The organism is Halomicronema hongdechloris C2206, assembly GCF_002075285.3.
In the GTDB taxonomy this organism is placed as follows: Bacteria; Cyanobacteriota; Cyanobacteriia; order Phormidesmidales; family Phormidesmidaceae; genus Halomicronema_B; species Halomicronema_B hongdechloris.
The window spans coordinates 2,673,277-2,699,715 of the sequence record NZ_CP021983.2 but is presented as its reverse complement, the minus strand read 5'-3'; the positions used below and the strand labels follow the sequence as shown (position 1 = coordinate 2,699,715).

The 26,439-nt window shown below is 51.2% G+C and carries 20 protein-coding genes and 1 pseudogene; 7 read left to right on the top strand and 14 right to left on the bottom strand.

Features of this window, described 5'->3' with window-relative positions; all coding sequences use genetic code 11:
• Positions 1-6: 6 nt before the first annotated feature.
• A pseudogene (gene moaA / locus XM38_RS12175) lies at positions 7-992 on the bottom strand (GTP 3',8-cyclase MoaA).
• 136 nt (positions 993-1,128) lie between these two features.
• Between moaA and cbiD the strand changes: the two are divergent.
• From cbiD to XM38_RS12155, 4 genes are all read left to right on the top strand, one after another.
• Positions 1,129-2,256, top strand: coding sequence for a cobalt-precorrin-5B (C(1))-methyltransferase CbiD (cbiD, locus tag XM38_RS12170; RefSeq protein WP_088429976.1), 1,128 nt, complete (start codon positions 1,129-1,131; stop codon positions 2,254-2,256).
• Between the two features lie 148 nt (positions 2,257-2,404).
• The gene (guaA, locus tag XM38_RS12165; RefSeq protein WP_088429974.1) at positions 2,405-4,018 is read left to right on the top strand and encodes a glutamine-hydrolyzing GMP synthase; all 1,614 of its coding nucleotides are present in this window, start codon (positions 2,405-2,407) and stop codon (positions 4,016-4,018) included.
• Positions 4,019-4,132: 114 nt separating this feature from the next.
• Complete coding sequence (locus tag XM38_RS12160) at positions 4,133-6,382, top strand: SLC26A/SulP transporter family protein (RefSeq protein ID WP_202978880.1); 2,250 nt, start codon at positions 4,133-4,135, stop codon at positions 6,380-6,382.
• Positions 6,383-6,482: 100 nt separating this feature from the next.
• Positions 6,483-8,624 (top strand): bromoperoxidase, encoded by a 2,142-nt coding sequence (locus XM38_RS12155; RefSeq protein ID WP_225889302.1) that lies wholly within the window; start codon positions 6,483-6,485, stop codon positions 8,622-8,624.
• Positions 8,625-9,021: 397 nt separating this feature from the next.
• On the opposite strand, the gene XM38_RS12150 is transcribed toward XM38_RS12155, so the two are convergent.
• Positions 9,022-9,939: a hypothetical protein gene (locus XM38_RS12150; protein ID WP_080812944.1), complete on the bottom strand. Its 918-nt coding sequence runs from the start codon at positions 9,937-9,939 to the stop codon at positions 9,022-9,024.
• A 156-nt stretch (positions 9,940-10,095) separates the two neighbouring features.
• Here XM38_RS12150 and XM38_RS12145 point away from each other — a divergent pair, with 156 nt between their 5' ends.
• Positions 10,096-10,287: a hypothetical protein gene (locus tag XM38_RS12145; RefSeq protein ID WP_088429972.1), complete on the top strand. Its 192-nt coding sequence runs from the start codon at positions 10,096-10,098 to the stop codon at positions 10,285-10,287.
• A 275-nt stretch (positions 10,288-10,562) separates the two neighbouring features.
• On the opposite strand, the gene XM38_RS12140 is transcribed toward XM38_RS12145, so the two are convergent.
• From XM38_RS12140 to XM38_RS12105, 8 genes are all read right to left on the bottom strand, one after another.
• Complete coding sequence (locus XM38_RS12140; protein ID WP_080812939.1) at positions 10,563-10,913, bottom strand: Uma2 family endonuclease; 351 nt, start codon at positions 10,911-10,913, stop codon at positions 10,563-10,565.
• Positions 10,914-11,524: 611 nt separating this feature from the next.
• The gene (locus XM38_RS12135; protein ID WP_080812936.1) at positions 11,525-11,869 is read right to left on the bottom strand and encodes a PEP-CTERM sorting domain-containing protein; all 345 of its coding nucleotides are present in this window, start codon (positions 11,867-11,869) and stop codon (positions 11,525-11,527) included.
• Between the two features lie 121 nt (positions 11,870-11,990).
• Positions 11,991-14,198, bottom strand: a complete 2,208-nt coding sequence (locus XM38_RS12130) for a right-handed parallel beta-helix repeat-containing protein (RefSeq protein ID WP_080812933.1) — start codon at positions 14,196-14,198, stop codon at positions 11,991-11,993.
• A gap of 497 nt (positions 14,199-14,695) precedes the next feature.
• On the bottom strand, positions 14,696-15,412 hold the full coding sequence (locus XM38_RS12125; protein ID WP_080812930.1) for a glycosyltransferase family 25 protein: 717 nt from the start codon (positions 15,410-15,412) through the stop codon (positions 14,696-14,698).
• 158 nt (positions 15,413-15,570) lie between these two features.
• The gene (locus tag XM38_RS12120; RefSeq protein WP_187329390.1) at positions 15,571-16,110 is read right to left on the bottom strand and encodes a class I SAM-dependent methyltransferase; all 540 of its coding nucleotides are present in this window, start codon (positions 16,108-16,110) and stop codon (positions 15,571-15,573) included.
• A gap of 255 nt (positions 16,111-16,365) precedes the next feature.
• Positions 16,366-17,562 (bottom strand): glycosyltransferase family 4 protein, encoded by a 1,197-nt coding sequence (locus tag XM38_RS12115; RefSeq protein WP_080812924.1) that lies wholly within the window; start codon positions 17,560-17,562, stop codon positions 16,366-16,368.
• 38 nt (positions 17,563-17,600) lie between these two features.
• A complete protein-coding gene (locus XM38_RS12110; protein WP_256995595.1) occupies positions 17,601-18,893 on the bottom strand; it encodes a glycosyltransferase family 4 protein in 1,293 nt (430 codons plus the stop codon).
• 94 nt (positions 18,894-18,987) lie between these two features.
• A complete protein-coding gene (locus tag XM38_RS12105) occupies positions 18,988-19,374 on the bottom strand; it encodes an acyltransferase family protein (RefSeq protein ID WP_080814394.1) in 387 nt (128 codons plus the stop codon).
• 150 nt (positions 19,375-19,524) lie between these two features.
• Between XM38_RS12105 and XM38_RS12100 the strand changes: the two genes are divergently transcribed.
• Complete coding sequence (locus tag XM38_RS12100) at positions 19,525-20,697, top strand: transposase (protein WP_080809504.1); 1,173 nt, start codon at positions 19,525-19,527, stop codon at positions 20,695-20,697.
• Positions 20,698-20,718: 21 nt separating this feature from the next.
• Here the strand turns inward: XM38_RS12100 and XM38_RS12095 are convergent, their stop codons facing one another.
• Positions 20,719-21,720, bottom strand: a complete 1,002-nt coding sequence (locus XM38_RS12095; RefSeq protein ID WP_088429970.1) for a glycosyltransferase family 2 protein — start codon at positions 21,718-21,720, stop codon at positions 20,719-20,721.
• A 405-nt stretch (positions 21,721-22,125) separates the two neighbouring features.
• Here XM38_RS12095 and XM38_RS12090 point away from each other — a divergent pair, with 405 nt between their 5' ends.
• Entirely contained in the window at positions 22,126-23,229 is a 1,104-nt protein-coding gene (locus XM38_RS12090; protein ID WP_080813290.1) for a glycosyltransferase, read from the top strand.
• 79 nt (positions 23,230-23,308) lie between these two features.
• Here XM38_RS12090 and XM38_RS12085 read toward each other — a convergent pair whose 3' ends face one another.
• The 3 genes from XM38_RS12085 to XM38_RS12075 are packed head-to-tail and all read right to left on the bottom strand — an operon-like array spanning position 23,309 to position 26,231.
• Positions 23,309-24,403 carry a glycosyltransferase family 4 protein gene (locus tag XM38_RS12085; RefSeq protein ID WP_080813292.1) on the bottom strand — a complete coding sequence of 365 codons (1,095 nt, stop codon included), beginning with the start codon at positions 24,401-24,403 and terminating at the stop codon, positions 23,309-23,311.
• 55 nt (positions 24,404-24,458) lie between these two features.
• Positions 24,459-25,382 (bottom strand): glycosyltransferase family 2 protein, encoded by a 924-nt coding sequence (locus XM38_RS12080; protein WP_080813294.1) that lies wholly within the window; start codon positions 25,380-25,382, stop codon positions 24,459-24,461.
• A gap of 42 nt (positions 25,383-25,424) precedes the next feature.
• A complete protein-coding gene (locus XM38_RS12075) occupies positions 25,425-26,231 on the bottom strand; it encodes a sulfotransferase (protein ID WP_137455093.1) in 807 nt (268 codons plus the stop codon).
• Positions 26,232-26,439: the final 208 nt, after the last annotated feature.

The following is a 26,439-nucleotide window of genomic DNA, read 5'->3' as shown; positions in this document are numbered from 1 at the left end:
GGTTTTTTAACCCCCGATTTGGGACATGGTGCGGCCGTAGGCTCCGGTGGTGCCTGACTGGCGCTGTTTTGTAGTTGATCTCGGGTTTTTGGGCCAGCAGCTCCGCCACCGCCGCCCGCAGCTGAGATAGGGGTTGACCCTGGCGCAGGGGAGTTCTTAAGTCAATCTGGCCGATTTCATTCAACAGACAGGGACGCAGCCAACCATCGGCGGACAGTCGCATGCGGTTGCAGCGATCGCAAAAGCATTCTGACATCTGGCTGATGAAGCCGAGGGTGCCCTGGGCCCCGGGAATCTGAAATACATCGGCGGGGCCGTTTCCCAGCACCGATGACTCGGTTAAGCCCCAGCGCTGCCGAATCCGTTGCCGCAGCTCTTGCGAGGGCATCCAACCGCGATGCTCAAACAACCAGGCATTGCCGATGGGCATGAACTCAATGAAGCGTACATGCCAGGCCCGATCCAGGGTGAGCGCGGCCAGGTCCAGCACCTCGTGGTCATTGATGCCGGGAATCACGACCACATTCAGCTTCAGGGGCGAGAAGCCCACCTGATGGGCCGCCAAGATGCCTTCCCAGACCTGCTGCCAGCGCTGCCGCCCGCCCCCGACGATCTGTTGAAAGGTCTCGGCATCGAGGGAATCGAGGCTGATATTGAGGCGTCGCAGCCCCGCCTGCCACAGAGCCGCCGCCCGCTTGGCCAGGAGAAAGCCATTGGTGGTCATGGAGAGGTCTTGGGTCTGGGGCTGGCTGGCAATGTCTTGCACAATATTGACCAGATCAGGGCGCAGCAGGGGTTCTCCGCCGGTAAGACGAAAGCGGTTAAAGCCCAGGGGGATGAACACCTCTTGGAGCAGGGTGTGCAGTTCTGCTCGGGTGAGCCAGTCCTGCTGCAGTACGTACTGCAAGTCGCTGCCCTCGGGCATACAGTACTGGCAACGAAAATTGCAGGCGATCGATCAGACTGATGCGGAGATAATCGGTAGGAATCATGGGCCGGCGAGTCGTTAGGGTAGTGGGGTGAGGGGGTGGAGGGGGCAATTCAAAATTCAAAACTCAAAATTCATTGCTTGCCCACTCGCTATTCGTCCATCGTCGACCAGTTTAACAACATATCTATTTCTAAAGTATGGTCTCTTCCCCCAATTCGTCGTCATCTGCTCGGGCCGGTTATACCCTGCCGGTGTTTGCCTGTGCCGGTGCGATCGCATCGCTGCGCTATCTCTGTGATTGCCGGGATTGCCCCGATACGGTGGCGGTGAATCTGTTGGAGCCGGCGGAGACTGTCGAGATCGCCATCGAGCAGTTGGCCCCTTTGCCCGATGGTACCGTGCTGGCCATCAGCCGCAGTGATCCCGGTGACAACTTGGATTTAACCCGCCATACCCCGGTGTGGGCGGTGGTGGGCTGGGGGGACGCCGAGCAAAGCCCGGCCATTGCCATTCTGCCGGGGGAAGGGGTGGGTCGCTTGGGGGCCGAGGGTCCTATGTCCATCAGTCGCTATGCCCGCCGCCTGTTGCAAGAGAACCTGGACCAGTGGCGCCCCGACCGACCGATTCGGGTGACCTTGATCTTGCCCCAGGGCCGGGCCCTGGGGCAACGCACCTCCAACGAGGCCTTTGGGGTGGTGGAGGGCCTGGCTCTGTTGGGCACCAGTGGCATCTCCCAACCCCTGAGTGCGCCGGGCCAACTGGAGGCGTTTCGGGCTGATCTCCAAGACAAGGCCAGCCGCTACGATTCCCTGGTGTTTTGTCTGGGGGAGAATGGCCTGGATCTGGCCCTGACCCTGGGCATCGAGGCGGACCGGCGGGTGAAGACGGCCAACTGGTTGGGGCCGTTGCTGGTGGAGGCGGGCCTCAGGGGGGTGGATTCGGTGGTGCTGCTGGGCTACCACGGCAAACTGCTCAAACTGGCTGGGGGCATCTTCCATACCCACCACCATGTGGCCGATGGCCGGCAAGAGATCTTGGCGGCCCACTGTGCCAATCAAGGGGTGCCCCGGGAGACGGTGCAGGCGATCCTAGCTGCTGAGACGGCGGAGGCCGGGTTGGGGCAGCTGCGCCAGCTGGGGGAAACCTGGGTGGCCCAGGTCTACGGTGCGATCGCAACCCGCATCGAGCAGCGAGCCAGCGCCTACATTCACCGCCATAGCCAACAGCGGGTCCAGGTAGGGTGTTTACTATTTGACCGCCGTCGCCAAATCATCGTGGCCAGTGCTACAGCTCGCACCCAGATTTCGTCAAGTTTGATAAGCTAGATGGAATAATTTTTTACCTTGATACGTTAATTCAACCGGTAGTAGTTCGGGGACTGCACCCTGTTCAATCTGTTGACTATCATCTTTCCCCACCCCCACTTTAGTCAGTCTTCTTAGCTGTATATTTGCATTCTGCAGGTTTCAACCCGTGACCCTACAGACCGAGACTCCTTCCACCCCAGATGTTCCTGTGCTGACGGATGTCAACCGTCAGATGTTGATCATCTTAGATTTTGGTTCCCAATATTCAGAGTTGATTGCTCGCCGCATTCGCGAAACAGAGGTCTACTCCGAGGTACTGTCCTATCGCACCACCGCCGAACAATTGAAACAACTCAATCCTCGAGGGTTGATTCTATCGGGCGGTCCCAACTCGGTATACGACCCTGGCGCTCCCCACTGCGATCCCGCCATTTGGGATCTGGGGATTCCGGTACTGGGAGTGTGCTACGGCATGCAACTGATGGTAGAGCAATTGGGCGGCGGCGTGGAGCGGGCCCAGCGTGGTGAATATGGCAAAGCCTCCCTATTCATCGACGATCCCACCGATCTCCTCACCAATGTGGAAGATGGCACCACCATGTGGATGAGCCACGGGGATTCTGTCACCCGCTTACCCGCAGGGTTTGAGGGCCTAGCCCATACCGATAACACTCCCTGTGCCGCCGTCGCCGACCACGAGCGCAAACTCTATGGAGTGCAATTCCACCCAGAGGTGGTGCACTCCCAGGGGGGCATCGCCCTGATTCGCAACTTCGTCTATCACATCTGTAATTGCCAACCCACCTGGACCACAGAAGCCTTCGTGGAAGAAGCCATCCGGGAAGTGCGGGCCAAGGTGAGCGATAAGCGCGTGTTGTTGGCCCTCTCCGGTGGTGTCGATTCCTCCACCCTGGCCTTCTTACTACATCAGGCCATCGGTGACCAACTCACCTGTATGTTCATTGACCAGGGTTTCATGCGTAAGGAGGAACCCGAGCGGTTAATTAAGCTGTTTAGGGAGCGGTTTCATATCCCCGTCCACTATGTCAATGCCCGCGATCGCTTTTTGGCCCGGGTGGTGGGTGTGACCGATCCAGAAGAGAAGCGTCGGCGCATCGGCCACGAATTTATCCGCGTCTTCGAGGAAGAATCGAAACGGCTGGGCCCCTTTGATTATCTGGCCCAGGGCACCCTCTATCCCGATGTGATCGAATCGGCTGACACCAATGTCGACCCTAAAACCGGCGAACGGGTGGCGGTGAAAATCAAGAGCCATCACAATGTCGGCGGCTTACCAAAAGACCTGCAGTTCAAGCTGGTGGAACCCCTGCGCAAGTTATTTAAAGACGAAGTGCGCAAGGTGGGTCGGTCCATTGGGCTACCGGAAGAAATCGTGCGGCGTCATCCCTTCCCGGGGCCAGGCTTGGCCATTCGCATCATCGGCGAGATCACCGAAGAACGGCTGGAGATTCTGCGAGATGCCGATTTCATCGTGCGGGATGAGATCCATAAGCAGGGGCTTTACCACGACTTTTGGCAGGCCTTTGCCGTGCTATTACCCATTCGCAGTGTCGGCGTCATGGGAGATCAGCGCACCTATGCTCACCCCATTGTGTTGCGGTTGATCTCTAGCGAAGACGGCATGACCGCTGACTGGTCACGGGTGCCCTACGATCTGTTGGAAACCCTATCCAATCGCATCGTCAACGAGGTGCCCGGCGTCAATCGAGTGGTCTACGACATTACCTCCAAGCCCCCTGGCACCATCGAGTGGGAATAGGGCTGAGGATGCTAGGGATCTAGGGATAAGGATAGCTAATACCCTTCTCCTGTAGTCGATTTAACAGTTTTGGGGTAACCCTGGCTGACCATAATTTGGGGTGACCCTTCCTCTGTGGCCCTACCGGTGACCCTAGAACACTCTCCTCCCTCCCACGCCCTAGCCCCTGTCTTCGATGAACTACAACCCAGTCGCCTCTTTCCCAGCCTGACGGCGGGGCTGGTCACCGGTGTGATTGGGGTCTTCCGCGGCATCTCCTATGCCGCATTAATCTTTTCCGGAGCCCTCTCCGGCTACCTTTCCCTGGGGGTGGGCATGGCCGTGTTCAGCACTGCCATCGTCAGCATTGTCGTGGCCCTGGCCAGTTCCCTACCGGGGATGATCGCCACACCCTTGGCCGCTCCCACCGCAATTTTGGCCCTGTTGGCCGGTCAAATTGCCCGGCAATTGCAGGGTACCGTGTCCTCTGAGGTAATTCTGGTAACAGTGCTGGCGGCCATAGCGGTGAGTTCTTTAGTCACCGGGGCGGTGCTCTGGCTGCTGGGGCGGTTCCAGTTGGGGCGCAAGATCCGCTTCATCCCCTACCCGGTGGTGGGGGGATTCATGGCCGGTACCGGTTGGCTGCTGGTGGATGGGTCGATTCAAGTGACGGCGGACTTTGCTCTCAGCCTGGACACGCTACCGCAGTTGCTGACCCCGGCATTCCTAAGCCATTGGGGTTGCGCCCTGGCCTTTGCCCTGGGATTGATGCTGTTGTCTTGGCGGTATCAGCATTTTCTGGTGATGCCGGCGGCTCTGTTGGCCTCCATCGGCGTCTTTTATGCCGCCCTCTGGGTGGTCCAGGTATCTCCTACTGAAGCGCGGCAGGCGGGCTGGCTATTGGGGCCCTTTCCCGAGGGGGGACTGTGGCATCCCTTGACCCTGAGTAGCCTCTCCCAGGTGCAGTGGCCGGCGGTGCTGGACCATTGGGGCTTGGTGGGGTCTGTAGCCGTGGTCAGTTTACTGTCGCTGATGCTCAGCAACAGTGGCATTGAGCTGGTGGTGGGGCGAGACCTGGATTTGGATACGGAACTGGAGTCGGTGGGCATGGCCAATCTGGCCTCGGGCATCACCACTGGCATGGCCGGCAATCAAGCCTTGCCCAGTACCCTATTGGTCTACAAGATCAATGCCTGTAATCGCCTGTCTGGCATTGTCTGTGCGATCGTCTGTTTCGTGGTCTTACAGCTGGGGGCGTCGTTTCTGGCCTATTTCCCCAAACCAGTGCTAGGGGCGCTATTGCTCTATCTGGGCCTGTCGTTGTTGATTCAATGGATCTACCGGGCCTGGTTTAAGTTGTCCTGGCGCGATTACGCCATCGTCATCATCATGCTGGTGGCCATCAATGCCCTGGGGTTTCTCCAGGGGGTGGTCTTGGGGTTTGTGCTGGCGGTGATCCTGTTCATGGTGGATTACAGCTATTTGGATGTGGCCAAGCAGGTGACCTCGGGGGCAACCACCTTTAGCAATGTGCGACGCTCGCCGCGGCAACGGCAATGGCTGCAAGATCGGGGGGAGCAGATTTTTATCTTAGAGTTGCGTGGCTATGTCTTCTTTGGCACCGCCAATTACGTGCTAGATCAGGTGCGGCAACGGTTGGAGGCTGAGGATAAGCCAGCTCCCAGTTGGATCGTGATTAGCTTTGGCCAGGTGGACGGCCTGGATGCCTCCGGGGTGCTCAGCTTCATGAAAATTCTCAAGATCGCTCGTCAACGGCAGCTCACGGTGGTCTACACTGGCCTCACTCCAGCGGTGGAGGGGCAACTGCGTCAGGGGGAGATGGCTTGGTGGATGAAGACTGCTGCCAGATCTTTGCCGATTTGGATCGGGGGCTGGAGTGGTGTGAGAACCAACTGCTGCTGGAGGCCCCCTTCCATGAACCCACCCGCCCCCATCGAAACCCAGCTGGAAGAACTATTTCTCAGCCGCGATCGCATCCCGCAATTCATGGCGTATCTGAAACATGACCCAGTGGACGCTGGCCATGTCCTCTTCACCCAGGAAAACAGCGATCGCCTCTATTTCATCGAGTCGGGGCAGGTGAGTGTGCTACTGGAGCTGCCGGACGGACACACTCGCCGGTTGGAGACCCATACCCAGGGCCATGTGCTGGGGGAAATGCGCTTCTATGGCAAGCCGCCCCTATCCACGGCGGTGGTGACCGATTTGCCCACCAGCCTCTACTATTTGGAACGGAGCGCCTTCGACGCCATGCAGCAAGAAGCGCCGGAACTGGCCCACGCGGTGCAGACCTATTTGGCTCGGTTGCTGTGTGATAGCCTGCTGCGACGGGAGCAGCAACTCAGAGTGATCGCGGCTGCATAGCTGGAAAGTACCCACTGGGGTGATGCGATCGCACCCTCTGTCTCGCCATCCTAGAAGGGAGTACATTCACAGCTCACCTTTGCATGGATAACCAAACTCTATGAGCTTCTATCGCATTGCCGGGCGAGTGGTGAGTCAAGCCACTGGCGCCGGCTTATCAGGCCTACGGGTTGAAGTCTGGGACAAAGACCTCATCTTCGATGATTTTCTAGCCCAGGCCACCACCGATGCTCAGGGTGCCTTTCAGGTGCAATTCGATGACACCTCGTTCCGAGACTTCATATGGTTTGATCGGTTGCCCGATCTGTATTTCAAAGTATTTGACGGCAACCAGTTGATCAAGAGCACCGCAGACAGCGTGCTGTGGAACAGCCGCGATCGCAACCAGACAGTAGTGCTCCCAGTAGAGCGAGCCCCCTCTCTGGCGCTCTCCCCCCCCGGCGCTCGAGGCGACGGCGCTCCACCGGCTATCTGTCTATTCAATCCCCCCAACATACCAGGAGCAAGACTATGGGATCGTAGACTACAAGCCCTCGAGGTGCGGCGCCAGGCCGCCGAACTGGCCAGGCGCCCCGCCCATCCTGAGCACCTCAGCAACGGCGAGGAGCTGCTCTATCGCGATACCGATAACCAACCCAGCCACATCGCTAACTACACCAAGGGATTGCCCCACGATGACCGCGGCCTGCTCTCGGATGCCGATGCCTATCAGCGGTTTGTTCGGGGCATCGATTCCGGCGATACCCGCGACTTCCAGGACACTCCCCTGGGCCTCCGGACAGGGATGGCGTCGAATTTCCCAATTGGAAGTCTAACCTGGCCCAACGCGAGAAATTACCGGTGCGGGCCTGGGAAAGTGCCGGGGGCTGGCAACACCTTCGATCTGGAAGGACCCGACGCCCAGGCCGTGACCATGCCCCCGGCCCCCACCCTCGATAGCCCAGAACTCCTGGCCGAAATGGTGGAAGTCTATACCATGGCCCTGTTGCGGGATATTCCCTTTGCCAAATTCGACAGCGCCCCAGAGATCCAGCAGGCCATCGATCGGCTCAACGCCACCGATTGGATTCAATCCCCCGATGCCCTGGCCCTGAGCCCCGAGGAAGAATCGCGCCTGCGTAGTCCCTTCACCCGTCAAACGGTCTTTCGCGGCATTGCCCCCGGCGATGAGGTGGGGCCTTACCTGTCCCAGTTTCTGCTGGTGGGCAATACCGGCCTCGGCGATGCCCAGGCCATCAGCGATGGGTACATCCAGTACGGATCCATTCGGGCAGACCAGCGGGTGCGGGTGGCCGCCCCCTACCGGGACTACATGACCACCTGGGAAGCCTGGCTGGATGTCCAGAACGGCGCCGACTTCCGCGGCCTAGAGCTCTATGCCGATGACCCCAAATTCCGATTCATGGCTACGCCTCGGGACCTGGCCACCTACGTTCACTACGACGCCCTCTACGAGGCCTATCTCAATGCCTGCTTGATCATGCTGTCCTTGGGCGTGCCCTTCGATCCCGGCATTCCCTTCCAGCGGGCTGATCACATCGACAAGCAACAGGGCTTCGCCCACTTCGGTGGCCCCCACATTCTCTCCCTAGTGACGGAAGTGGCCACCCGCGCCCTGAAGGCAGTGCGGTTCCAGAAGTTCAACGTGCATCGCCGGGCCCGGCCGGAGGCCATTGGGGGATTAATCCACCGCTATGCCAGCGGCGACCGCCAGGAATTCATGCCAGTGGAGCCCCTAGTCAACGGCTTCGGCGAGTCCTTCCTAGAGGAGATTGCCGACCACAACCGCCGTCAGAACCAGCATAGCGATCGTTCTGGCGATGCCAGTGCCGGCTCCAATAGCTACCTGTTACCGATGGCCTTCCCGGAAGGATCGCCGATGCACCCCGCCTATGGAGCTGGCCACGGTACGGTGGCCGGGGCCTGCGTCACCATTCTCAAGGCCTTCTTCGACCACGGCTATGAGCTGCCTGTCTGCTATCAGCCGTCTGTGGATGGTGCTCAGCTAGAGTCGGTTACCCTCGATCGCCCCTTAACCGTCGGTGCAGAGCTGAACAAGTTGGCCGCTAATATTGCCATCGGTCGCAACTGGGCCGGCGTCCACTATTTCACCGACTACATCGAGTCAATTCGCCTCGGGGAGGCTATTGCCCTGGGCATCCTAGAGGAGCAAAAGCTCACCTATGGCGAGAACTTCTCGATGACGATTCCCCTGTTTGACGGCGGCACGATTCGTATTTAATCGTTCGATTGTCTTTGCGATTGTCATAGTTGAACCCAAGACGAAGCCCTGAGCCTGACTGCGGTCAGGCTCTTTTCTTTGCGCCTCAGAACTTATCGCGTTGGCCAGTCAGCGTAAGACATGACTGATCGCCCAACAGCCCAGTTTAGGGGGTTGACTGGCTCGCCATCGCACAAAGGATTGTGACGATGGCTATACGTATATCAGCCGCCGTTGCAGGTGGATGGTGAGACAAACACTCAGGTGTCAGCAGCGGACGAGGGGGAGACGAGCCCAGGGGGTGTGGATATCGTGGGGTGTTGAAGTGTCGCAAGCCTGTGATGGAGCCAGCGTAGGAGCTGCCAGGGCAGTCAATCTCTCCCCATCACCCCGCTCTCCGCCCTCCCCACTCTCCCACTCATTGGCGCGGGCATAGTCTCCCTGATCCTTCGATGGTTTCCAGCAGTAGGCAGCCGCCATAGGTCCCGGCGGGGGTACGCCCTGGCTCGAAGACCACTAAGGCGCGATTTCCGGCTGCGTCTCCCTGGCGCACGAATAGGGTGCTGTCCCAGTAGTGCAGCCCAGTGATACTGGCAAAGGGATAGCTAGCAAATTCATGGGGTAGGGACTGCTCGCCCGGCAGTTGCACTCGATAGAGCCCATAGGCTCCGCCTTGGGGATCCACGACAAAGACGGCGCTTTGCTGGGTCTCCACACAGTCCTCCAGTAGCACCGGCACCGCGATATTACCGCTGGCCGGATCGATGGCCGGCTCTGAGATCACCCGTCGCGCCGTGACCTCCTTCTGCGGCACAATGCGGGGACCGGAACAGTCTAGGGCTTGGAAGAGTTGCAGATTCCAGCCGGTGACATCGGCGCTGATCATCTGGCCCTGATGCCGAATCTGCAATCGACGGCCCTGATCCAGCACTGCCACCGTCGGCAATTGGCCAGTATCGGTATCCGAGGCATCATCTGACCCCATATCTGTCTGGGCATCAGGGGCTTGCCCCGTTTGGATATCGAAGCAGTTGAAGCCGCGACTCTCGGTGTAACTGGCGTTGAACGGTCCTAGGGCGACGGTGAACTGGTAGCGACTGTAGGTGCGAAAGGGCCACCTGGGGGTGTGGTCACACTGCTGCTGATCGCAGACGCAGGCAAAGACGGGAATCTCCGGATGCTTCTGTTTCCATTCCTCGATGATCAAGGCCAGGTCTACGGCCTCCCCCTGGGCATAGCGGGCCGTTGGGGCCGGCTGCGCCAACCCGGGCAGGCTGACTATGCTTCCTAACCCTGCCCCCAGCAATAGGGCTGCCAATCGATTCCTCAAGCCCATCGTTTCACCCTTGAGAACTACATCAAGCCGCTGTCGGCAGAGAAGCGTCAGAGCCTCGCCAAACTAGGTGACAAGAGCCGGGCCTTCGTCGAAAAAGCCCTAGACGTCGCCCTGCAACACCCCGACATTCTCCCCCGAGCCTTCGATCTCGATGAAATGCAGCGGGATGTAGAAGCCTTTCGCTCCCTCTATGCCGTAGCCATGGAACTAGAACGACTGCACCAATTAGTCGACGATACAGTCATGGCCCTGGGCAGCGATGCCTACTCTGCCTCCTTGGCAGTCTACACCTATGCCAAGGCCAATCAAGACGAATTCGGGCTGGATGGGAAGCCCGTAGGGCTATAATCCCCCGAAAGCAGGCCGGGCAAGCTGAGGTGGCAGCCCCCCCGCCAGGAGTGTTATTCCCTCCGCAGGGTTTAGGGGTGGAGTGAATGAAGAGTGACGAGGGAAGGCAGAAGCAGACAAGTCCATCGCGTCCCCGCCGATGCGACGCGATCTAGCGCCACTGATCGATATGCCCTTCCGCAGGTCCAGGGCGGCGGAACGCCCTGGTCGTAGGGGTCCGGGGGAAGCGAAATTCCCCCGGGTGAGCCCCCTGAGCTACAAGATTAAGCGCAGTCTTAACGACGATAGAGCGCAAATTTCCCGCCTCGATCATAGGCCTCAGTCCCTGGAGATAATAACTCCACCACTAAAAAAGGGGCCACCGTCTCCTGCCACATCACATAACTGAGTCGCAGACTGTGTTGATCCTGGGCTGGTTCTATGCCTATTACCAAAAACCAATCAGATCGCTTGTACCAGAAGGGATGGCGACCGTCGTAATAGAGGTTAAGGTCTGTGCCAATGAACATCTCCTCGGCCCTAACCTCGGGAGATCGGCAGGTTTCCCGCAGTAATTGAGGCTGAAACTCATGAAATTCATCAGGCAAGCCCGGTTCCTCAGGATTCTCGCTGGGCAAATCATACATGGTCGGCAAGCTTTCCTGGGGCGGAGGAGGCGGATTAGTTGGGGGGAGGGATTTGCCGGTCGCGAGAATCCTGATGCGGGTGCCATGGGGTGCCTAGATTTAGTCTAGCGTTTGGCTACCCATGCGCCACTCGGCATCCAGGTAGAGGGCTATGCTATTGGCAGACTATGCGCTTTGTGCCCGTGCCGAGGCTGACGCTCTGGATTCCCGCCGCCGCGGGAATGACGATCATGAGGTTTTCTTAGATAGCCAATTCACCCCGAAAAAGAGTCTCGTCGTTCCGGGCAAGCGTAGCGCCACCCGAATCCAGAAAAGTGTCTTGCTATGGCTAGACAACTCATCTCAGCTTTCCTACAGTTGGAACCTCAAACCGCTGTTCCCCTTCCGCCCCCGGAGGAGAACAGAGTCAGGGGATGGAGGGGGTCGAGGTCGATAAAAAATCCCCCCTCGGGCGAGGGGGGCGATGTCATCGAGACGGGATCATAACGTCCTCTCTCTGCCGAATCAGATGCCAAAGGCGACCTCTGTGATCGGCACCTGATTGGTGGGAAAGGTATCCGCGCAGGCCGTCAGCCCCAAAATGGGGCAGTAGGCATGTCCGGAATCAGGGATTACTTATCTGACAGTTTGCGCTTGGCCGCATAGCCCATGCCCAGGGCAGCCATGCTACCGAGGATGGTCATGGGTTCGGGGACATTGGCTGGATCGCTGGGAACCGTAACATCGTCGTCATCGAACTCGCCAACATCGTCATCGTCGTCATTACCAATGTCATCGTCATCATCATCGTCATCGTCATCGTCATCGATGTCGTCGTCGTCATCGTCATCGGTATCTTCGATTTCGATGCCATCATCATCACTTTCGATCTGGGCATAGGCCCAGGGAGCAAACCCAATTTGCAAGGGAACGCTCAACAGCAACGTTAGAAGGCCTAGACTTAGGGATGTCTTCATCGGGTGTAATCTCCTTAGGAGCAGTACAGAGAAGTCGTACTGGTAGATACCCTAGAGACTCTGACGCGTTGGCCAACGCAAAGTGCCGATTTTTAGACTGTGATATCGAACGAAGTCCCCCCTAAAATGGCAATCCGGTTAAGACGCCAGCTGGTCCTTCTAGAGCCAAAAAGGAAACTGATTCTTGGGTATGAAGGAGTTCCTGGTTCAAAGATTGCTCCTCATATACCCCTAGGCTAAAGCCGTTGGCGGTGATGTCATCTAAGCGCAGATTAGCGGTATCTGGCCCAAAGTAAGAGCCTAGTTTAGCCAACACTGATGGGGCTGTATTGAAGTCTGCGTCAAAGTTAACGGTAGCCTGATTGTGATCGTAATTTCGCCCAGTTGTATTTCCCTGTAGCAGAGTATCGCCATCAGATGCCACCCCCTGGGAGACTGCTAGCCAGCCAATGGTTTCATCCACATGGCCACCATTATTGCGGGCCTCTTCTTCCTGCATGGCCAGTTGGAACCCGTTGGCAGATTGTCCGGTAGTGCGAGTAGTTACCCAGTCGCTGCCGTTGAAGGTCTGCACTTGAGATAACACCGCCGGGGTGCTGTCGAAGCCTGTCAGGTCGATGGCGTCGAAGCCTTTGGAAGTTAACCGATCAGATTGATGCTGGCCAGCGGAGATGCGAGTGCCATCCGCAAGGGTCCAATCTCCGGCTTCTATGACCAGATACGAAACAGATTCGTTAATATGCTTACCGTCTTTATAGTTAGGCTCTTGCAGCCGGATTTGAAAGGAGTCTTGGGTGACCTTGCGGAGGCGAATGGCAGCAGGATCTGAGCCATTCAGGGTGGGGTCGGAGACGATGACAACGGGATTAATATAGGACTCATCCAGCAGGATTGTCTGCCACTGGTGGTTGAGATCTAAGGTGTCGTACTCGCCAATAGTGGTGCTCTTATTGTGCGGCAAAAACTCATAGGCTCCCTGGTCAACCCCGGCTCCATTGGGCCGTAGAACACCATTGAAGTCCGTTTGAGCATAGTTGCCAATCTGGTTAGAACCACTATCGACGGCTGCAGATGAGGCGCTCAGTCGAAAGTCCTGGTTCTGGGCATCAACAAAGCCAACCGAGGCGACCACATCATTGGCACTGTCATGCAGATCGGTGACGGTCCCGAGCTGGTATAGGACATCAAAGTCATTGGTAAACAGGTTATTGTCGATGGTAATGTCCTCGGCGGCACCGATGAAGCCATTACGAAAGACGCTGTCTGCGAAGATATTGTTGCGGATGAGAACATCCTCAAGCTTGGGATTTCCTGAGGCAGAAGCCCCATCAACAAGGAAGGCTTGCACATTGCCAGAAAGGGTATTGTTGATGATATTCACGTCTTCCACGTTATGGCGGACACTAATGCCTGCCCCCGCATTAATTCCGAGTCGACCGTTGTCATAAATGACATTGTTGTAAACCCGAATATCGGCAACATCACCCACGCCGACTACTTCATCGGCGATTACGATGCCGCTGGAGGTGTTGTTATGAACGACATTGTTGTAGATAGCGATATTGAACGTATCTGCCCGATTGCCGTCTACGTAGATAGCAGGGCCGCCTCGATACCCTGCAGGGGTTCCTGAAATCAACGCGGTTCTAGTCACCCGATTGTCATGAACTGAGCCATTTCTGGAGCCGGTTTTGATATCGATGCCTTCTTTCTTGGTATCTCTAACTAGATTTCCTGCGACTTCGAAGCCATCAACCCCCCAAATTGTTAGTGCTTCTTGAGGTGCGCCAGTATCGTTGGCAGTTTGCCATTTCCAGTTGGCCCGCTCCACGATATTGTTGAGAATTTTGATATCCGAGCTGGTAACCTCGGCTTCGCCACCGCCGAAGAATTTATCCGGCATGACGATAATGCCCGAGGCTCCCGTATTGTCGGTATGGTTATTTTGCACAACCATGTTATTGGCATCCCTGAGGGCAATGCCAGCCCAGGAGGTATTTTCGATGCGGAACCCATCGATGACCCAATAACCTTTTCCGGCAGACTGGATCACCCCTTCCCGGAACCCACCCTGGTTGGGTTGGGGGTCGCGGAGAATAACGTTGTCATTAGCCTTCAGGGTGATATGCCCTTGCTGATTACTACCGGACTTTTCTAAAGTAATCGTCTCTGTATAAGTGCCTGACTGAACCAAAATGGTATCGCCTGCTTGCACAGGTGACTCTTGACTGGTGGCATAGCGAATGTCTTTCCAAGGCTGGGCTTCTGTACCTGGGTTATTATTGTTACCATTAGGGGAAACGTAATACGTGCGTGGGATGGTATTCATGGTTGGTGCACTGGCTTCCTGAGGTTAAAAAAGTCACCAATAGTGACATCATTGTTAGCTTCGTTGCCTGTAGGTAGAGTGCACCAAGAGTAGCAGGTTTATTTTAGATCTCTATGTTCGCCCTACGACACTGCCAGGCAGTGGCAACTATCGAGCAACGATGACTGAGATTACCCCCTGGATGATTGCCCCATGGTAACCAAGATAAATTAATATGGTACGTCCACTAAAAAAATATTCAAATTATGCTCTCGATCTGACTGAGTACTTGACAAATTGCCAGTACAGCTTCCTTATCTGAGTCTGAGATGCCTAAGAGGGTATTTGAAAACTCGGCTGAAAGGCCTGTAAGGTAGGCGTTTTAGCGTGTATGGTTCTGTTGGCCAGAAGCAAGCCTGGAGCAAAGTTGCAGGGTACTTTCCAAATATCCTCTAATAGTGATGTGAGCTGACTATAGTCTGTGAAATACGGTAGAAATCCTTAAGCTCCACCATTGACTAATGATAAATCCAGTGCCGATATAGTTGAGCCAAGTTTGATGTTACTGGTAGCTTATCGAACCACTTAGGAGTAACATCGCTGCGTGAACTTCTTTGCCCCCCAAAGCTAGGTATAGCCAGTAATCTAACTATGTCAGGATTCTGACGACGAAATACAGTAAATGCTCCGTCTATGGGCATGGCTCCCCCCTCAGGATGTCCACTCGGGCGACTCATAAGCTCTTCAAGAAAATGAATGAATCGATCGAGGGATTTGCCATTGACGGCAAAGAAATGTGCACCTATAGCTTTACTTTCAGAGTCTCTCCAGGTGGCAAATTTATCCTTGATATCTGCATCATCTATTTCGGTGGTAAGATGACCGAACTGAGCAATATCCCAGTTCTGGAGCTCAAGCTGCTGTATTAAAGAACTCTCATGTTTGTTGAAAAATGGGGGGAATTTAATGTCATCCTGAAAAATCAAGACGTTGTTAGCACCTTCATCTCTTACATGCCCGAGGATAGCTAACACACTCAGGAAACAACCTTTAGATCCCAATTTCTTGAAAGGTTCTGCCTTGTCAGGCTTGATAGCCGGAAAGACTTCAATCTTTTCAGGTTTCAAAAATACTCCTATTGACTCCAACTCCTTGATGGTGGCTTTGCGTCGATCAACGCGATGGGGAAGGTTTAAAATATAAATGCGATCGAAAAAACTACTTAATGTTGCCATTATGCCTCCATTATTAACCGTAATGTCAGAAAACTAGGATGCACTCTGAGAATTCTTGCACTTCAGGGCTTTCAGGAATTTTCTGCATCGCTGTAACTAACATTGTATAAGCATTCTTTTTGGACACCCAAATTTCCTAAAGAGGACTAATAGGTATTCTAACCTTTGCGACAGACAAAAATAGCGTCATCCCATAGCCCTAAACGTTCATTTTCTTGCCTTGTGTAGTTCCGTGTAGGACGAAAGATTTCCACTTTGAACCCTGGCAGTTTCAGTCGTTTCACAATATCTTGGCCATAGAGTCTGACATGATCAAACTGGCCAAAGCGTTTTTCCCGCTCATGGGCATCTGTGATGGATAGATCTTCGTCTGTATATTCAGCAGAATAATTACATGGAACCTGTATCAATGCGGTTCCATCGTTGTGTAACACTCGAAACAACTCACTAATGGCTTTTTCATCATTAGGAATATGTTCTAAAACATGACAACACACAATCAGGTCAAATGACTGACTCTTAAACGGCAAGTTAGTTATGTCAGCATGAACATCTACATTGGGTGCTGACAGGTCAGTTGTGGTGCAGGAAAACGTACGTTTTTGTTTACGGAGCCATCGCTCTAGTCCCCAGTGTGGAGCAAAATAAAGAAGCTTTATCGGTAGTTGAGTATTACTGTATCGATTTTGCAGATACAAGCAAGTTATTCGGTGACGAGTTTCAGAGCGGCAGTAAGGACATGAGCCATGACTCTGATTATTTAACCAAGACTTGAAGGACCGTGAGCAAACAGGACACCAGACATTGTTTCCGGCGTAGCGTCTGCTATTCACAAATCTCCTCAGGTTTCGGTACGCAGGAGAAACTATTGGTATGTGACGATATGGATAATTCATGGATCCTCATAAATTCAAAAGACATGTTTTGGAAAAGATTTTTAATATCTATAGTGACTATTTAAATTTCAATATAGCCTCACTTAGCTGTTTTGCTGTGACCCGATAGTCATAGCGATGAACTGCCTTCTGTCTGGCAGCTTTGCCAATTTGATATCGCAACTCGGGAGAAAGTATTAATTCTCGTAGGGTATTGGTTATGGCAGGAATGTCTTTTTGATTGAGTAGAAATCCATCCTTTCTATGCTCAATCATGTCTGGTGTCCCTCCGATAATAGAGCATATGGTGGGTAGACCACAGGCCATAGCTTCCATGACCGAGACTGGTGCTGCTTCACCACGTCCAGTACTAGTGAGTGCAAAAATATCTGCCGATTGTAGAAGCCGAAGAACATCATCTTCTCCAATGGAACCTAGCATTACTACTGAATCTACTAGTTTCAATTCCTTAATTCTCTTTTCTATCTCTGGACGATATGTCCCTTCGCCTGCGATAGAATACTTGATGTTGTGGCCTTCTTCTTGCAGTTTTGATAGGGCTTCTAACATATAGACATGTCCCTTAACTCGATTCAACCGAGCGACCGTAACCACATGCAGTTCTGTTGATGTATCTTTTTGACGGGTTTTAGGTTGGAAGTAATCAACATCAACGCCCATATGGATGATTGGCACACGATCTTCGGTCATTGAGGTCGCATCAAGTATTTGCTTTTTTAGTGGTGTAGTTACTGCGGTGACCAGTTCGGCTCGCATCATTTTCTGGGGATGATGAGTTCCGTAGATTGTCAGATCACCATGCAAAGTTAAACTATACGAAATTTCAGAGATGATATTTGCGATCGCACCAATATGGGCAGAATTTGCACAAGAATGAAAGTGGACATGATTGATGTCTAGGTTTCGACAATGGGCTACTAATTCTATGGCACAAGCGAGTAAGCTCATTAGCTTTACTCGTTGCAAATAAGATATTTCAGGTAGATTTACGATATACGAAATTCCCCACCATAACTTATGGGGATGTGAGAACGCAAAAGATAGAACCTTTATGATATTGGGTGGGAAGACATAGTAAGTTTGCTGACGTGCTGTATCCGCAAATGGATGATAACACGCTGTATCCGGCGGGCGACGGCTAGAGAATAATTGGACACTAATGCCTTGTTCGCGCAATGCATTCACTTCTCGCCAGAAAAATGCATGGGTCTGGCTGGGAAATTCGGGAACAAAGTATCCTAAGGTCAAATTCATCTCTTTAAATCTCAAATAACTTTGAGGATCGGTTATGATTATTCACTCGAATTACTTAATAATTTCAAGTAAATGTCTGATATTTTCTCGGCTTTGGAGTCCCAAGTAAACTCTTTTGCCCGTTCAACTGCCTCGTATGACATTGCAGCATGTAAGGCCCTATCTTCTACCAATTGCTCAATTCGTTTTCTTAGCTCCTGCACGACAAACTCTCTGGAAATCGGATTAATTTTAAATCCGGTTTCTTCGGTGACATATTCTCCAATACCACCATTGTCAACAACGATGCATGGAAGTCCATTAGCCATAGCCTCTATGACTACGGCACCTCCAAACTCTCTAACTGAAGGGAAACAAAAGATATCGGATTTATGGTAATACTCGAGTATTTCTTGCTGATTTACCCAGCCTGGAAAGTGGATTTTTTCTTTTAGATCGAGATTTTGCACTTGCTGCTGTAAAGACTCTTTCTCAGAGCCATTACCAACAATAATTAAAGATATATTTTCTTGGATCTGCGGTCTTAGTTGACCAATTGAGTCTATTAATATATCAGCTCCTTTATAAGGTACGAGACGACCGACAAAGAGAAGGTTTATCTGTATACTCTCTTCAGTGTCGACTTTGGGATCTTTACTAAAGAAGGCGTCATTGATTCCATTTTCATAGAATAGTTCTATGTGTTCATCTCTAACGTCGAATAGGCTTTTGATTAAATTTAGTGTATAAGTTGAGCCAGCGAGGATATAATCAGCCTCTTCGTAGGTCTCACGGTAGCCAGGAATAAGCCATCGGCCAATTAACCGCAAGAAGTTAAAGCCAGCAAACTCTTTTCGAGCGATCTCTTGAAATCCTTTTGGATAGGGCACACCACCGTTTACTGGCCCAATTATAAAGGGAATATTTTTGCAAGCTTTGATAATCTTGGCCGGATAGCGCGGCATCATTGGTGTGACGACATGGACAATGTCATAGTCTCTTTTAAGAACAGAAGTTTTAAACTTTTTGTAGACTAGATGGTTGAATTCAGCATAAATTGGATAGGTTAGTGTATTGTAGAGAGGCCAAATTATTTTGCCTTTTATTTTGCTTAAAGATTCTGCATGTTTATAGTACCACTTAGTAAAATTACTCTCATAAATATAAACAATATCTCTATCTGAATGTACTTTTTCTAGTGCTGGTTTATTTCTCTCGTGAGTGACCAGAGTTGTATTAAATAAATTTCTAATACTGATATAGAAATAATAGCCTTGCAGCGGAACTGATGTCCACTCAGGATTACACTGCTCGATGATTAATAGAATTCTCAGCTTTTTATTTCCCATCATTTTTTGTTTCCAAAATCAATCATGTTTTTATGTCTCTAATTTTTTGAGGGAATAAACTTTCCCTGGCTCTATATAATCCACCGTTTTCCCCAGACTATAAAAGGTTTTTCATAGTAGAAGATGGAGGTAAATTAGCGTAGAACAAAAGATGCGCTACGGCAGTAGAGAAGCTGGGCAATTGCAACGATAAAACAACAGCCACATAAAGCCAAGCAAGGGGAACAACCCTAATCACTCGCCGGATAGCGAATTCATATAGGTCTAATCTAAAAATCAGGCTTGTTGTAATTAAAAAGCCCGACAATGTAAAAAATAAGGACATGCCCAGATACCCTGCTGCTAGGTTCAAATCCCAAGCGGCAGGACCAAGCGGCAGCATGTGAGAGGCTAACACACAGAGGATGCTAATACCTCGCCAGCCATCCAAGACCGGGTATCGAGGCATTGAGTGCTTTATAGACTTAACAACCGGCGCTGACATGAAAATGTTCCAAGCAAACGACGCAGGAAATGGTGTCAGAAGGCTGAGTGCCTGACAGAAGTAGCTGAAAGGTAGTCATATCAGGACAAAGAGGAAATAGGCAGAGCTCGTGTGCGAGGCTGTAGTTACCACACTGACGGCCAAAGCGACATGCCAAGCTCTACCCAGCTCTATGATCAACTGCTGCACTATCTGCGTCAATACAGCCACTACCGGGACTTGCGCCATATCAAAGCCCTATCTTGGATGGTCACCGCCCTGATTTGTAGTGGTGAGCTGAGCCCACCTGCTTGGGAGTCCTACGTGATAAGCCGTGCCAACAAAGCGCAAAGCTTCGAGCGGCGGTGGCATCGATTTTTCGGCAACCGGCTCGTTGAGATAAATCAGCTCTACCTACCGCTGGTGCTGCTGACGCTGAGGCAGTGGGAGGGCAAGCGGCTGTATCTGGCACTCGATACAACGGTGCTGTGGAACCAATACTGCATGATTCACCTGTCAGTGGTGTGCTGCGGACGAGCAGTCCCGCTACTGTGGCGAGTGCTTGAGCATGGCAGTGCAACGGTGGCTTTTGAAGAATACCGCCCTTTGCTGCGCCGTGCCCGGTGGCTTTTGAGGCAGTACCCGAACCTAATGCTGCTGGCCGACCGAGGCTTTGCCAACCACGACTTGATGAGTTGGTTGCAAGCGAGCAGTTGGCACTACTGCTTGCGAGTGCCCTGCGATGTCCTGCTGCACGGGCCAAGGCGTTATCCGACTGAAGTGAGATATCTGTGGCCGCCAAAAGGCGAGGCGATTTTCTATCGAAATGTCAGGCTGTGGCAGGATGGCTCCCACCAGTGCAACATCGTGCTGGCGACGCTTAAAGGCGTCAAAGAGCCTTGGGCCGTCATCACCGATGAACCGCCTACCTTGCAGACGCTCTGGCGCTACGCGTTGCGTTTCAGAGTAGAGGAGCTGTTTTTGGATAGCAAATCAGGAGCTTTCGAGATTGAAGACTCCCGAATCCGCTCAGCGGTAGCCCTTGAGCGACTTTATCTAGTGGCCGCTATTGCACTGCTTTATGGAACAACCACTGGCATGGCGGTTCAGATTGAAGGCCTTAGGCAGCAGGTAGACCCTCATTGGCGGCGCGGACTCAGCTACCTCAAGATTGGATTGCGCTGGCTTAAGGGAGTCGTTCACAAAGGACGACAGCTTCTAGAGCCGATAGCGCTGTTAGTCCGTGACCCAGAGCCTTGTTTTGCCTCCAAAAAAGCGGAGCACGACTATTACGACCAAATCTGGTTCTCTCGCATCCGCTCTCTATCCTGCCGACTAGAGTAAAAGATGTGTCAGGCAGTCAGGTCAGAAGGTGGTCTTATACTCGATAAGAGTTGCCTGTTGGCGACGCAGGCGAGTTAGCCAATATCGTGCCTGACCAATACATTGAGGCAGCTTAGATAACGTGCAGAAACGGGCATATAACCAGGCATGCTCAGGGAGATCATGCTGTTGCCTGCGATATTGGTAGATACGCCCCATAAGTACGCCATAGCCCAGCAGTAGCGTTACGCTGATGCCCCGGGTGGGCCAACTGAGGCCGATGGCTAAACCTGGAATAATGAACCCCCACAACCAGCCACTGCGGGATTCTTTCACCATGTAGTTTTCAGGGGGGGCTCCATGCATGGCTTTCCCTTCGGCAATGGCCCAACCCGCCCGGATAGAACGCTTCCACCACTGGCTAAAGTGGGTCATGGCGGCATCGTGCAGGGTCATATCGGCATCGATGCGGCGAATGCGCCACCCCTGCTGGCGTAGGCGAATGCACATTTCGGGTTCTTCGCCACAGATCAGGGTGGGGGTGTAGCCACCAACGTCTTTAATGGCGGCAACACGAGCCAACATATCGCCCCCACAGGCTTTGGCTTCACCGACGGGGGTGTTCCATTCCATGTCGGCCAGCCGGTTGTAGGGGGAAGCCTCGGGGAAGCGCTCCCGCCGACGACCACAAACGATGGCCAGATCAGGGGCTTGGTCTAGGGCAGCTTTTGCTGGTTCAATCCAGTTAGGCAATAGCTCACAGTCACCATCCATGAATTGCACATAGGTGAGCTCAGGAAACTGATCTATCAGGTATTGAAAGCCTGCATTGCGCCCCCGGGCCATGGTGAAAGGAACTGACATGTCTAACTCGATGGCGTGGATACCTAAGGCTTGGGCAGCGGCGATACTTCCGTCAGTAGAGCCAGAATCGACATAGACAATGGGGGTGTCAGAGGGTAGGTATTTTGTTAGGGATTTAAGGCCACGAATCAGTCGTTCTCCTTCGTTGCGGCCAATGGTGACAACGCCTATTGAGTGCATGGTAAGGAGCAAATTGGGTTGAGCACTACCTAGCGATGCAAGGGGCAATTGTGTGGCTTTAATTTAGGGAATAGGGATGCACAATGTCTACCTGATCTGCACTTTTATCTGAGACGATGATTATTCAAAAATAGTTTCCTGATCCTTTGCTAACTGAATGAAGATCATTAACAGTGGCTATGGTAAAGCAGGAACCAATTGCTGAGAACAGAGGGTCAATGTAGGTAATGATTTAAGGCGTTTGTGGTTGGTACCTGGCGTTTGTAAGCCAGTAACTAATCGCCATGATTACCATGGCAGTTAAAATTTCAGTTATCTCTTCTAGAATGACAGTGCTCATCAGGAAAGTTTGATAGTCATTAGCAACTTTATTTCAGATTGATTGAATCTTCATCGAAGAGTACTATGGTTTTATCTCTGCAGCCCTTACCATATCCAGTTTATTTTGTCTGTCGTGTGTCCCAGGAGAGTTGGCTGCGTCTCAAAGCAGCCATTGATGAGGCCGCATCACTCCCAGCAGATGACCTGGTGGATTACCTCTACGAGGCCTTAAGACTATGGTCACCAGAGTATCGCTCTGGTATCGGCACTGAAACACTCAATTGGCCAATTCAAACCTATGTGCAGTTGATGAAGCGGGGGCTCAATGTCGAGCTAACACGCAGCTATGTGCCGGGGCAAATTTGCGTGGCGGTTTATGAACAACTATCGCCTAAACGCCTATCTTTTAATAGTTTTGTAGTGGCTTGCCAGCATGACCGCGGCCGCCCAGAGCTCTGTAACCACCGGATCGTGCAAAATCAACTCAATGTGGTTGATGCGAGAGTCGATCATTTTGTCCCCCATTGGCCGCAGCCGAATATCATTCCTAGGGATCGTAACCGGGGGTGCCAGCTAGACACGTTGGTCTATAAGGGCCGTAGTCAACATTTAGCAGCCCCATTTCGCCAAGAGGAGTTTGTCACTGCTCTGCATGGGTTGGGGATTCAGTTAGAAACCAGTGATGAAAATGCCCAGGATCTAAAACAGGCATGGAAAGACTGGCACGATTATTCTCAGACGGATGCAGTACTAGCGGTTCGTGAGAGTAAGCCGCTTTTGCTGTCGGTGAAACCGGCGAGTAAGCTGGTCAATGCCTGGTTAGCAGGGTGCCCGGCGTTGTTGGGGCCAGAGCCAGCTTATCAACAGTTGCGCCGCTCGAAGTTGGACTACATTGAGGTGCATTCTTCGGAGGAAGCTATTGCTGCACTACGGCGACTGAAAGAAGAGCCGGGCTATTACCAGGCCATGGTAGAGAATGGCTGGCAACGGGTGCGGGACTATGATGCCGATGGGGTGGCGAAGTGTTGGCGGGAGATTTTAGCGGGGCCAGTGGTGGAAGGCTATGAGCGCTGGCGGCGACAGTCGCCGTTAGGGAAATTGATTGGTCGGCCCATTTGGTATGGACGTCAGATTCGGCGGCATCATTGGGAAAAAGCTATCTTTAAAGCCCAAGCACAATTTAAGTAAATCCATTTTCCAGTTCAAGTCCACTTAAATCTCCTAGTCAACAGAAGTCTCAAAAGCTGAAACTTTATGAGCAATAAATTTAGCCAAGATAAATTTCCAAAGATTGATCGGCTATCGTTTTCCAATTCAGTTTTTTAGCTATTAAGAGATTATGTTGTCCCATTTTTGCCAAATTATTCTTATTTTCAACAGCTAGTTCAAAGCTTTCTATAAGCGAATTATTGGAAAATGGGTCATATAAAAACGCCCCTTCTTTACTTAGAGAATCGCTAAAAAATCCTCTTTTAGGTGCAATTATAGCTTTTCCAAAAGACATTGCTAGTAGTGCTACACCAGAAGTTGTAAATGAACGATATGGTGTAACAACGCAGTCACAAGCATTCATATAAAGCTGTACATCCTCATCAGACACTTTTCCCGGAAAGAGATGGATGTTTTTGTTGTTAATTATTCTTTTGTGAATATTATCTTCAAGGTTCACCTCTAAATGAGATATTTTGCCGGCCACAAGTAGTGATACTTCAGACTTTTGCTCTGAAACAACATTGAAAGCATCTAGAGTCTCTATGATTCCTTTGTGATAAGAAATGGCACCAAAAAATAAAAACACAGTGTGATTGAGAGGAACTCCAAGTTTTTCTCTAGCAATTATCTGATCGACAGTGTTTTCATAAAAATCGATAAAATTTCCATGAGGAATAACAATCAACTTAGACTGATTTTGAATTCCTAAAGACTTAACAACTTCATTGCCGGTAGACTTGCAATGAACAATAATAGAGTGAAATACTTGCCCAAGTAGGGCATATTGCCAAGTAGATAAATCACGATTCCCTCGGTTATGCTTGTCAGCCCATTCGTGGATCGTCCAAATAGTCTTGACACCTAACAGTCGGAGTAGGATGACTTGGCTCACAAACTGCAATATTCGGATCCATTTCAGTAGTTGAGAGTCCTTGTTACCAAACAAGTTAAAAATAGTACTGTGGATATGTACAACGTGTGGTTTTTTATCTTTAAGTACAGTTGTTATAAATCTCCTATATTGTTGATATTCTGTCACCTCTACATTTAGTTGCTCAAGATGTTCCGCTAATAACTTCTTATACGGACTGCCGAACCAATCCGATAAAAATGCGACTCGTAAAGGTTTTTTTAGTTTGGATGGAGTCATGGATTTCACAATAATTAGTCGCCAGATAGATTTGTTTTATAAAGCAAACATAGAGCTAAGTCTTAGAAAGTCCTGCCAATGCGGCAATATATCCGATATCTCGACGGGCTTGACATTTTTTGTAAAAAGTATTGGCATCTTCAGAGCGAAGAAAAAGAGGAACCAATTTATCCGATAAGTTAAGTAGTGACTTAGTTTTTCTGCGAACCAAATTCAGGCGTCTCAGTGAACTCAAGTTATTTTTATAGAGCATCATATAAGCGTCTGATACACCTTGAAAATAGTAACGCTTCAGGAACCATGATTGCTCTAGTCGAGATGCAGGAATTTGGTGGATGACACTTGCTTCAGGATGGTAGAAAATTTTGTAGCCTGCACTCTTAAGTTGATTTCTAAGGAGGATCTCTTCATTCGAGAGAAGACTTTTGCCTTTTCTCCCCAACATGGTGCTAAAACCATCGAGTTCTTGGAGTACTTTCTTGGGAAACGCCATATTAGCGCCAACGACAAAGCCATCTTCTAGAAAAGTGGGATAATCGGCATAGTCAATAAGTGATAGACAGGATAATAGGGAATCTGATAACCAGCTGGGCCTTGGCGATTCCCAGAGTGGTTTGACCTTACCACCTACACACCCCGGCATAGGAGTAACAGACGCAAATACCTGTGCGATTATTTCAAGCCATTGTGGTGCAGCAATGGCATCATCATCGAGAAAAGCAATAAAGTCACCTCTAGAATTTTGCCAACCAGTGTTACGGGCTTGCGAGAGTCCCATTACTGGTTCAAATAGATATCGAATATTATTAATACCACCGAACTCGTCTTTGGCGACAGATCGAGTATTATCAGTAGAGTTATTATCAACGACAATAATTTCAAACTGAGCAGCGTTAAATGTCTGACTAGTTAAGCTTTTGATTGCTTTCCTGAGATAGTCAGCTCGATTGAGCGTGCATATGACGACTGAAATAAACATGATTACACTGCCATTTTAAGCTGCAATTCTGGATCGATAGATCTAGAAGTCTAGATCTTCGTATTCAGCTAGCTTGCAAAGTTCCTGATATATTTGATTTGCTTTTTTGGGAACTTGTTCCCTGGAAAAAGTGCGTCTGATACTTGGATTTGGAAAACTGTAATCCACAGGAGCTTGTACGAAGGATTCCAAGCGGCTTAGTCCTTCAGAGGTTAAGGCCTGATTGTAGTGCATAAACAACCACTTACCTCCTGTGGGATAATGCTTCTCGAGAATGTGTTGATACATTAATGTCCATATCTGCAGTGCCCGCCGTCGAGATATGCGGATGCCTGTGGAAGAGTTGCTAAGATGCCAAACACCAGAGCACTCTTTTAGAATGCTGTTTGAAGTGCTAGCTGGATCACGAAAAACGCAAACGAATACTGTATCTTTTAGGTAAGGTTTCCAAGCAGGCAATGTATAAGAGAATCTTGGATCTTTTAGGCAGTAAGGTTCTCTAGCTGTGATTTTCTGAATTTTCCCAGCTAGGTCAACGGATATTGGGATAGAAGCATTGACTGGAATACAAGCAAGCCACCGCTGTTGCCGAATAGGCTGATGCTGCCGCAAATGCTTGATTGGCAACTTCAAGCGATGGGAAGCTGGGATACGAATTCTAGGCGGAATTAAAGGTGCCAGAAGTTCTTCATTAATGCTGTTGATCTCTCGATCTTCAAAGAATCCTTTAGGGTTCGCTTCACGTGCTTTCCAAAGATCATCACCCATGAAGTAACCAGCCTTAACAAGGGTACCAGTTACCATGCTGGTACCACTGCGACCTGAACCTAAAATGATGACATTTTTCATAGAGATTAGAGTGACAAAATAACGTTTATAAAGCTATTAAATCCATCTAAATATTTTGACTGTAATTAATCTGAGCTTGTGCCTTATATTTTGATTAGACAAGCTAGAGCTATTAGTTTAATAAATATTCTGCTAAATCCGAATCTTGATATTTTTCCGACAAGTCAGAAAAGTTATCAATGATTTCTGATAGATATCTGGAAGAATT

Coding starts and splice junctions, on each gene's coding strand:
- XM38_RS12110 (WP_256995595.1), bottom strand. CDS start 18,893: ATGATGGGAAATAAAAAGCTGAGAATTCTATTAATCATCGAGCAGTGT.
- XM38_RS12100 (WP_080809504.1), top strand. CDS start 19,525: ATGCCAAGCTCTACCCAGCTCTATGATCAACTGCTGCACTATCTGCGT.
- XM38_RS12085 (WP_080813292.1), bottom strand. CDS start 24,403: ATGACTCCATCCAAACTAAAAAAACCTTTACGAGTCGCATTTTTATCG.
- XM38_RS12095 (WP_088429970.1), bottom strand. CDS start 21,720: ATGCACTCAATAGGCGTTGTCACCATTGGCCGCAACGAAGGAGAACGA.
- XM38_RS12135 (WP_080812936.1), bottom strand. CDS start 11,869: ATGAAGACATCCCTAAGTCTAGGCCTTCTAACGTTGCTGTTGAGCGTT.
- XM38_RS12105 (WP_080814394.1), bottom strand. CDS start 19,374: ATGTCAGCGCCGGTTGTTAAGTCTATAAAGCACTCAATGCCTCGATAC.
- XM38_RS12140 (WP_080812939.1), bottom strand. CDS start 10,913: ATGTATGATTTGCCCAGCGAGAATCCTGAGGAACCGGGCTTGCCTGAT.
- XM38_RS12155 (WP_225889302.1), top strand. CDS start 6,483: ATGAGCTTCTATCGCATTGCCGGGCGAGTGGTGAGTCAAGCCACTGGC.
- cbiD (WP_088429976.1), top strand. CDS start 1,129: ATGGTCTCTTCCCCCAATTCGTCGTCATCTGCTCGGGCCGGTTATACC.
- XM38_RS12075 (WP_137455093.1), bottom strand. CDS start 26,231: ATGAAAAATGTCATCATTTTAGGTTCAGGTCGCAGTGGTACCAGCATG.
- XM38_RS12090 (WP_080813290.1), top strand. CDS start 22,126: ATGGTTTTATCTCTGCAGCCCTTACCATATCCAGTTTATTTTGTCTGT.
- XM38_RS12150 (WP_080812944.1), bottom strand. CDS start 9,939: ATGGGCTTGAGGAATCGATTGGCAGCCCTATTGCTGGGGGCAGGGTTA.
- XM38_RS12080 (WP_080813294.1), bottom strand. CDS start 25,382: ATGTTTATTTCAGTCGTCATATGCACGCTCAATCGAGCTGACTATCTC.
- XM38_RS12115 (WP_080812924.1), bottom strand. CDS start 17,562: ATGAATTTGACCTTAGGATACTTTGTTCCCGAATTTCCCAGCCAGACC.
- XM38_RS12125 (WP_080812930.1), bottom strand. CDS start 15,412: ATGGCAACATTAAGTAGTTTTTTCGATCGCATTTATATTTTAAACCTT.
- XM38_RS12130 (WP_080812933.1), bottom strand. CDS start 14,198: ATGAATACCATCCCACGCACGTATTACGTTTCCCCTAATGGTAACAAT.
- XM38_RS12145 (WP_088429972.1), top strand. CDS start 10,096: ATGCAGCGGGATGTAGAAGCCTTTCGCTCCCTCTATGCCGTAGCCATG.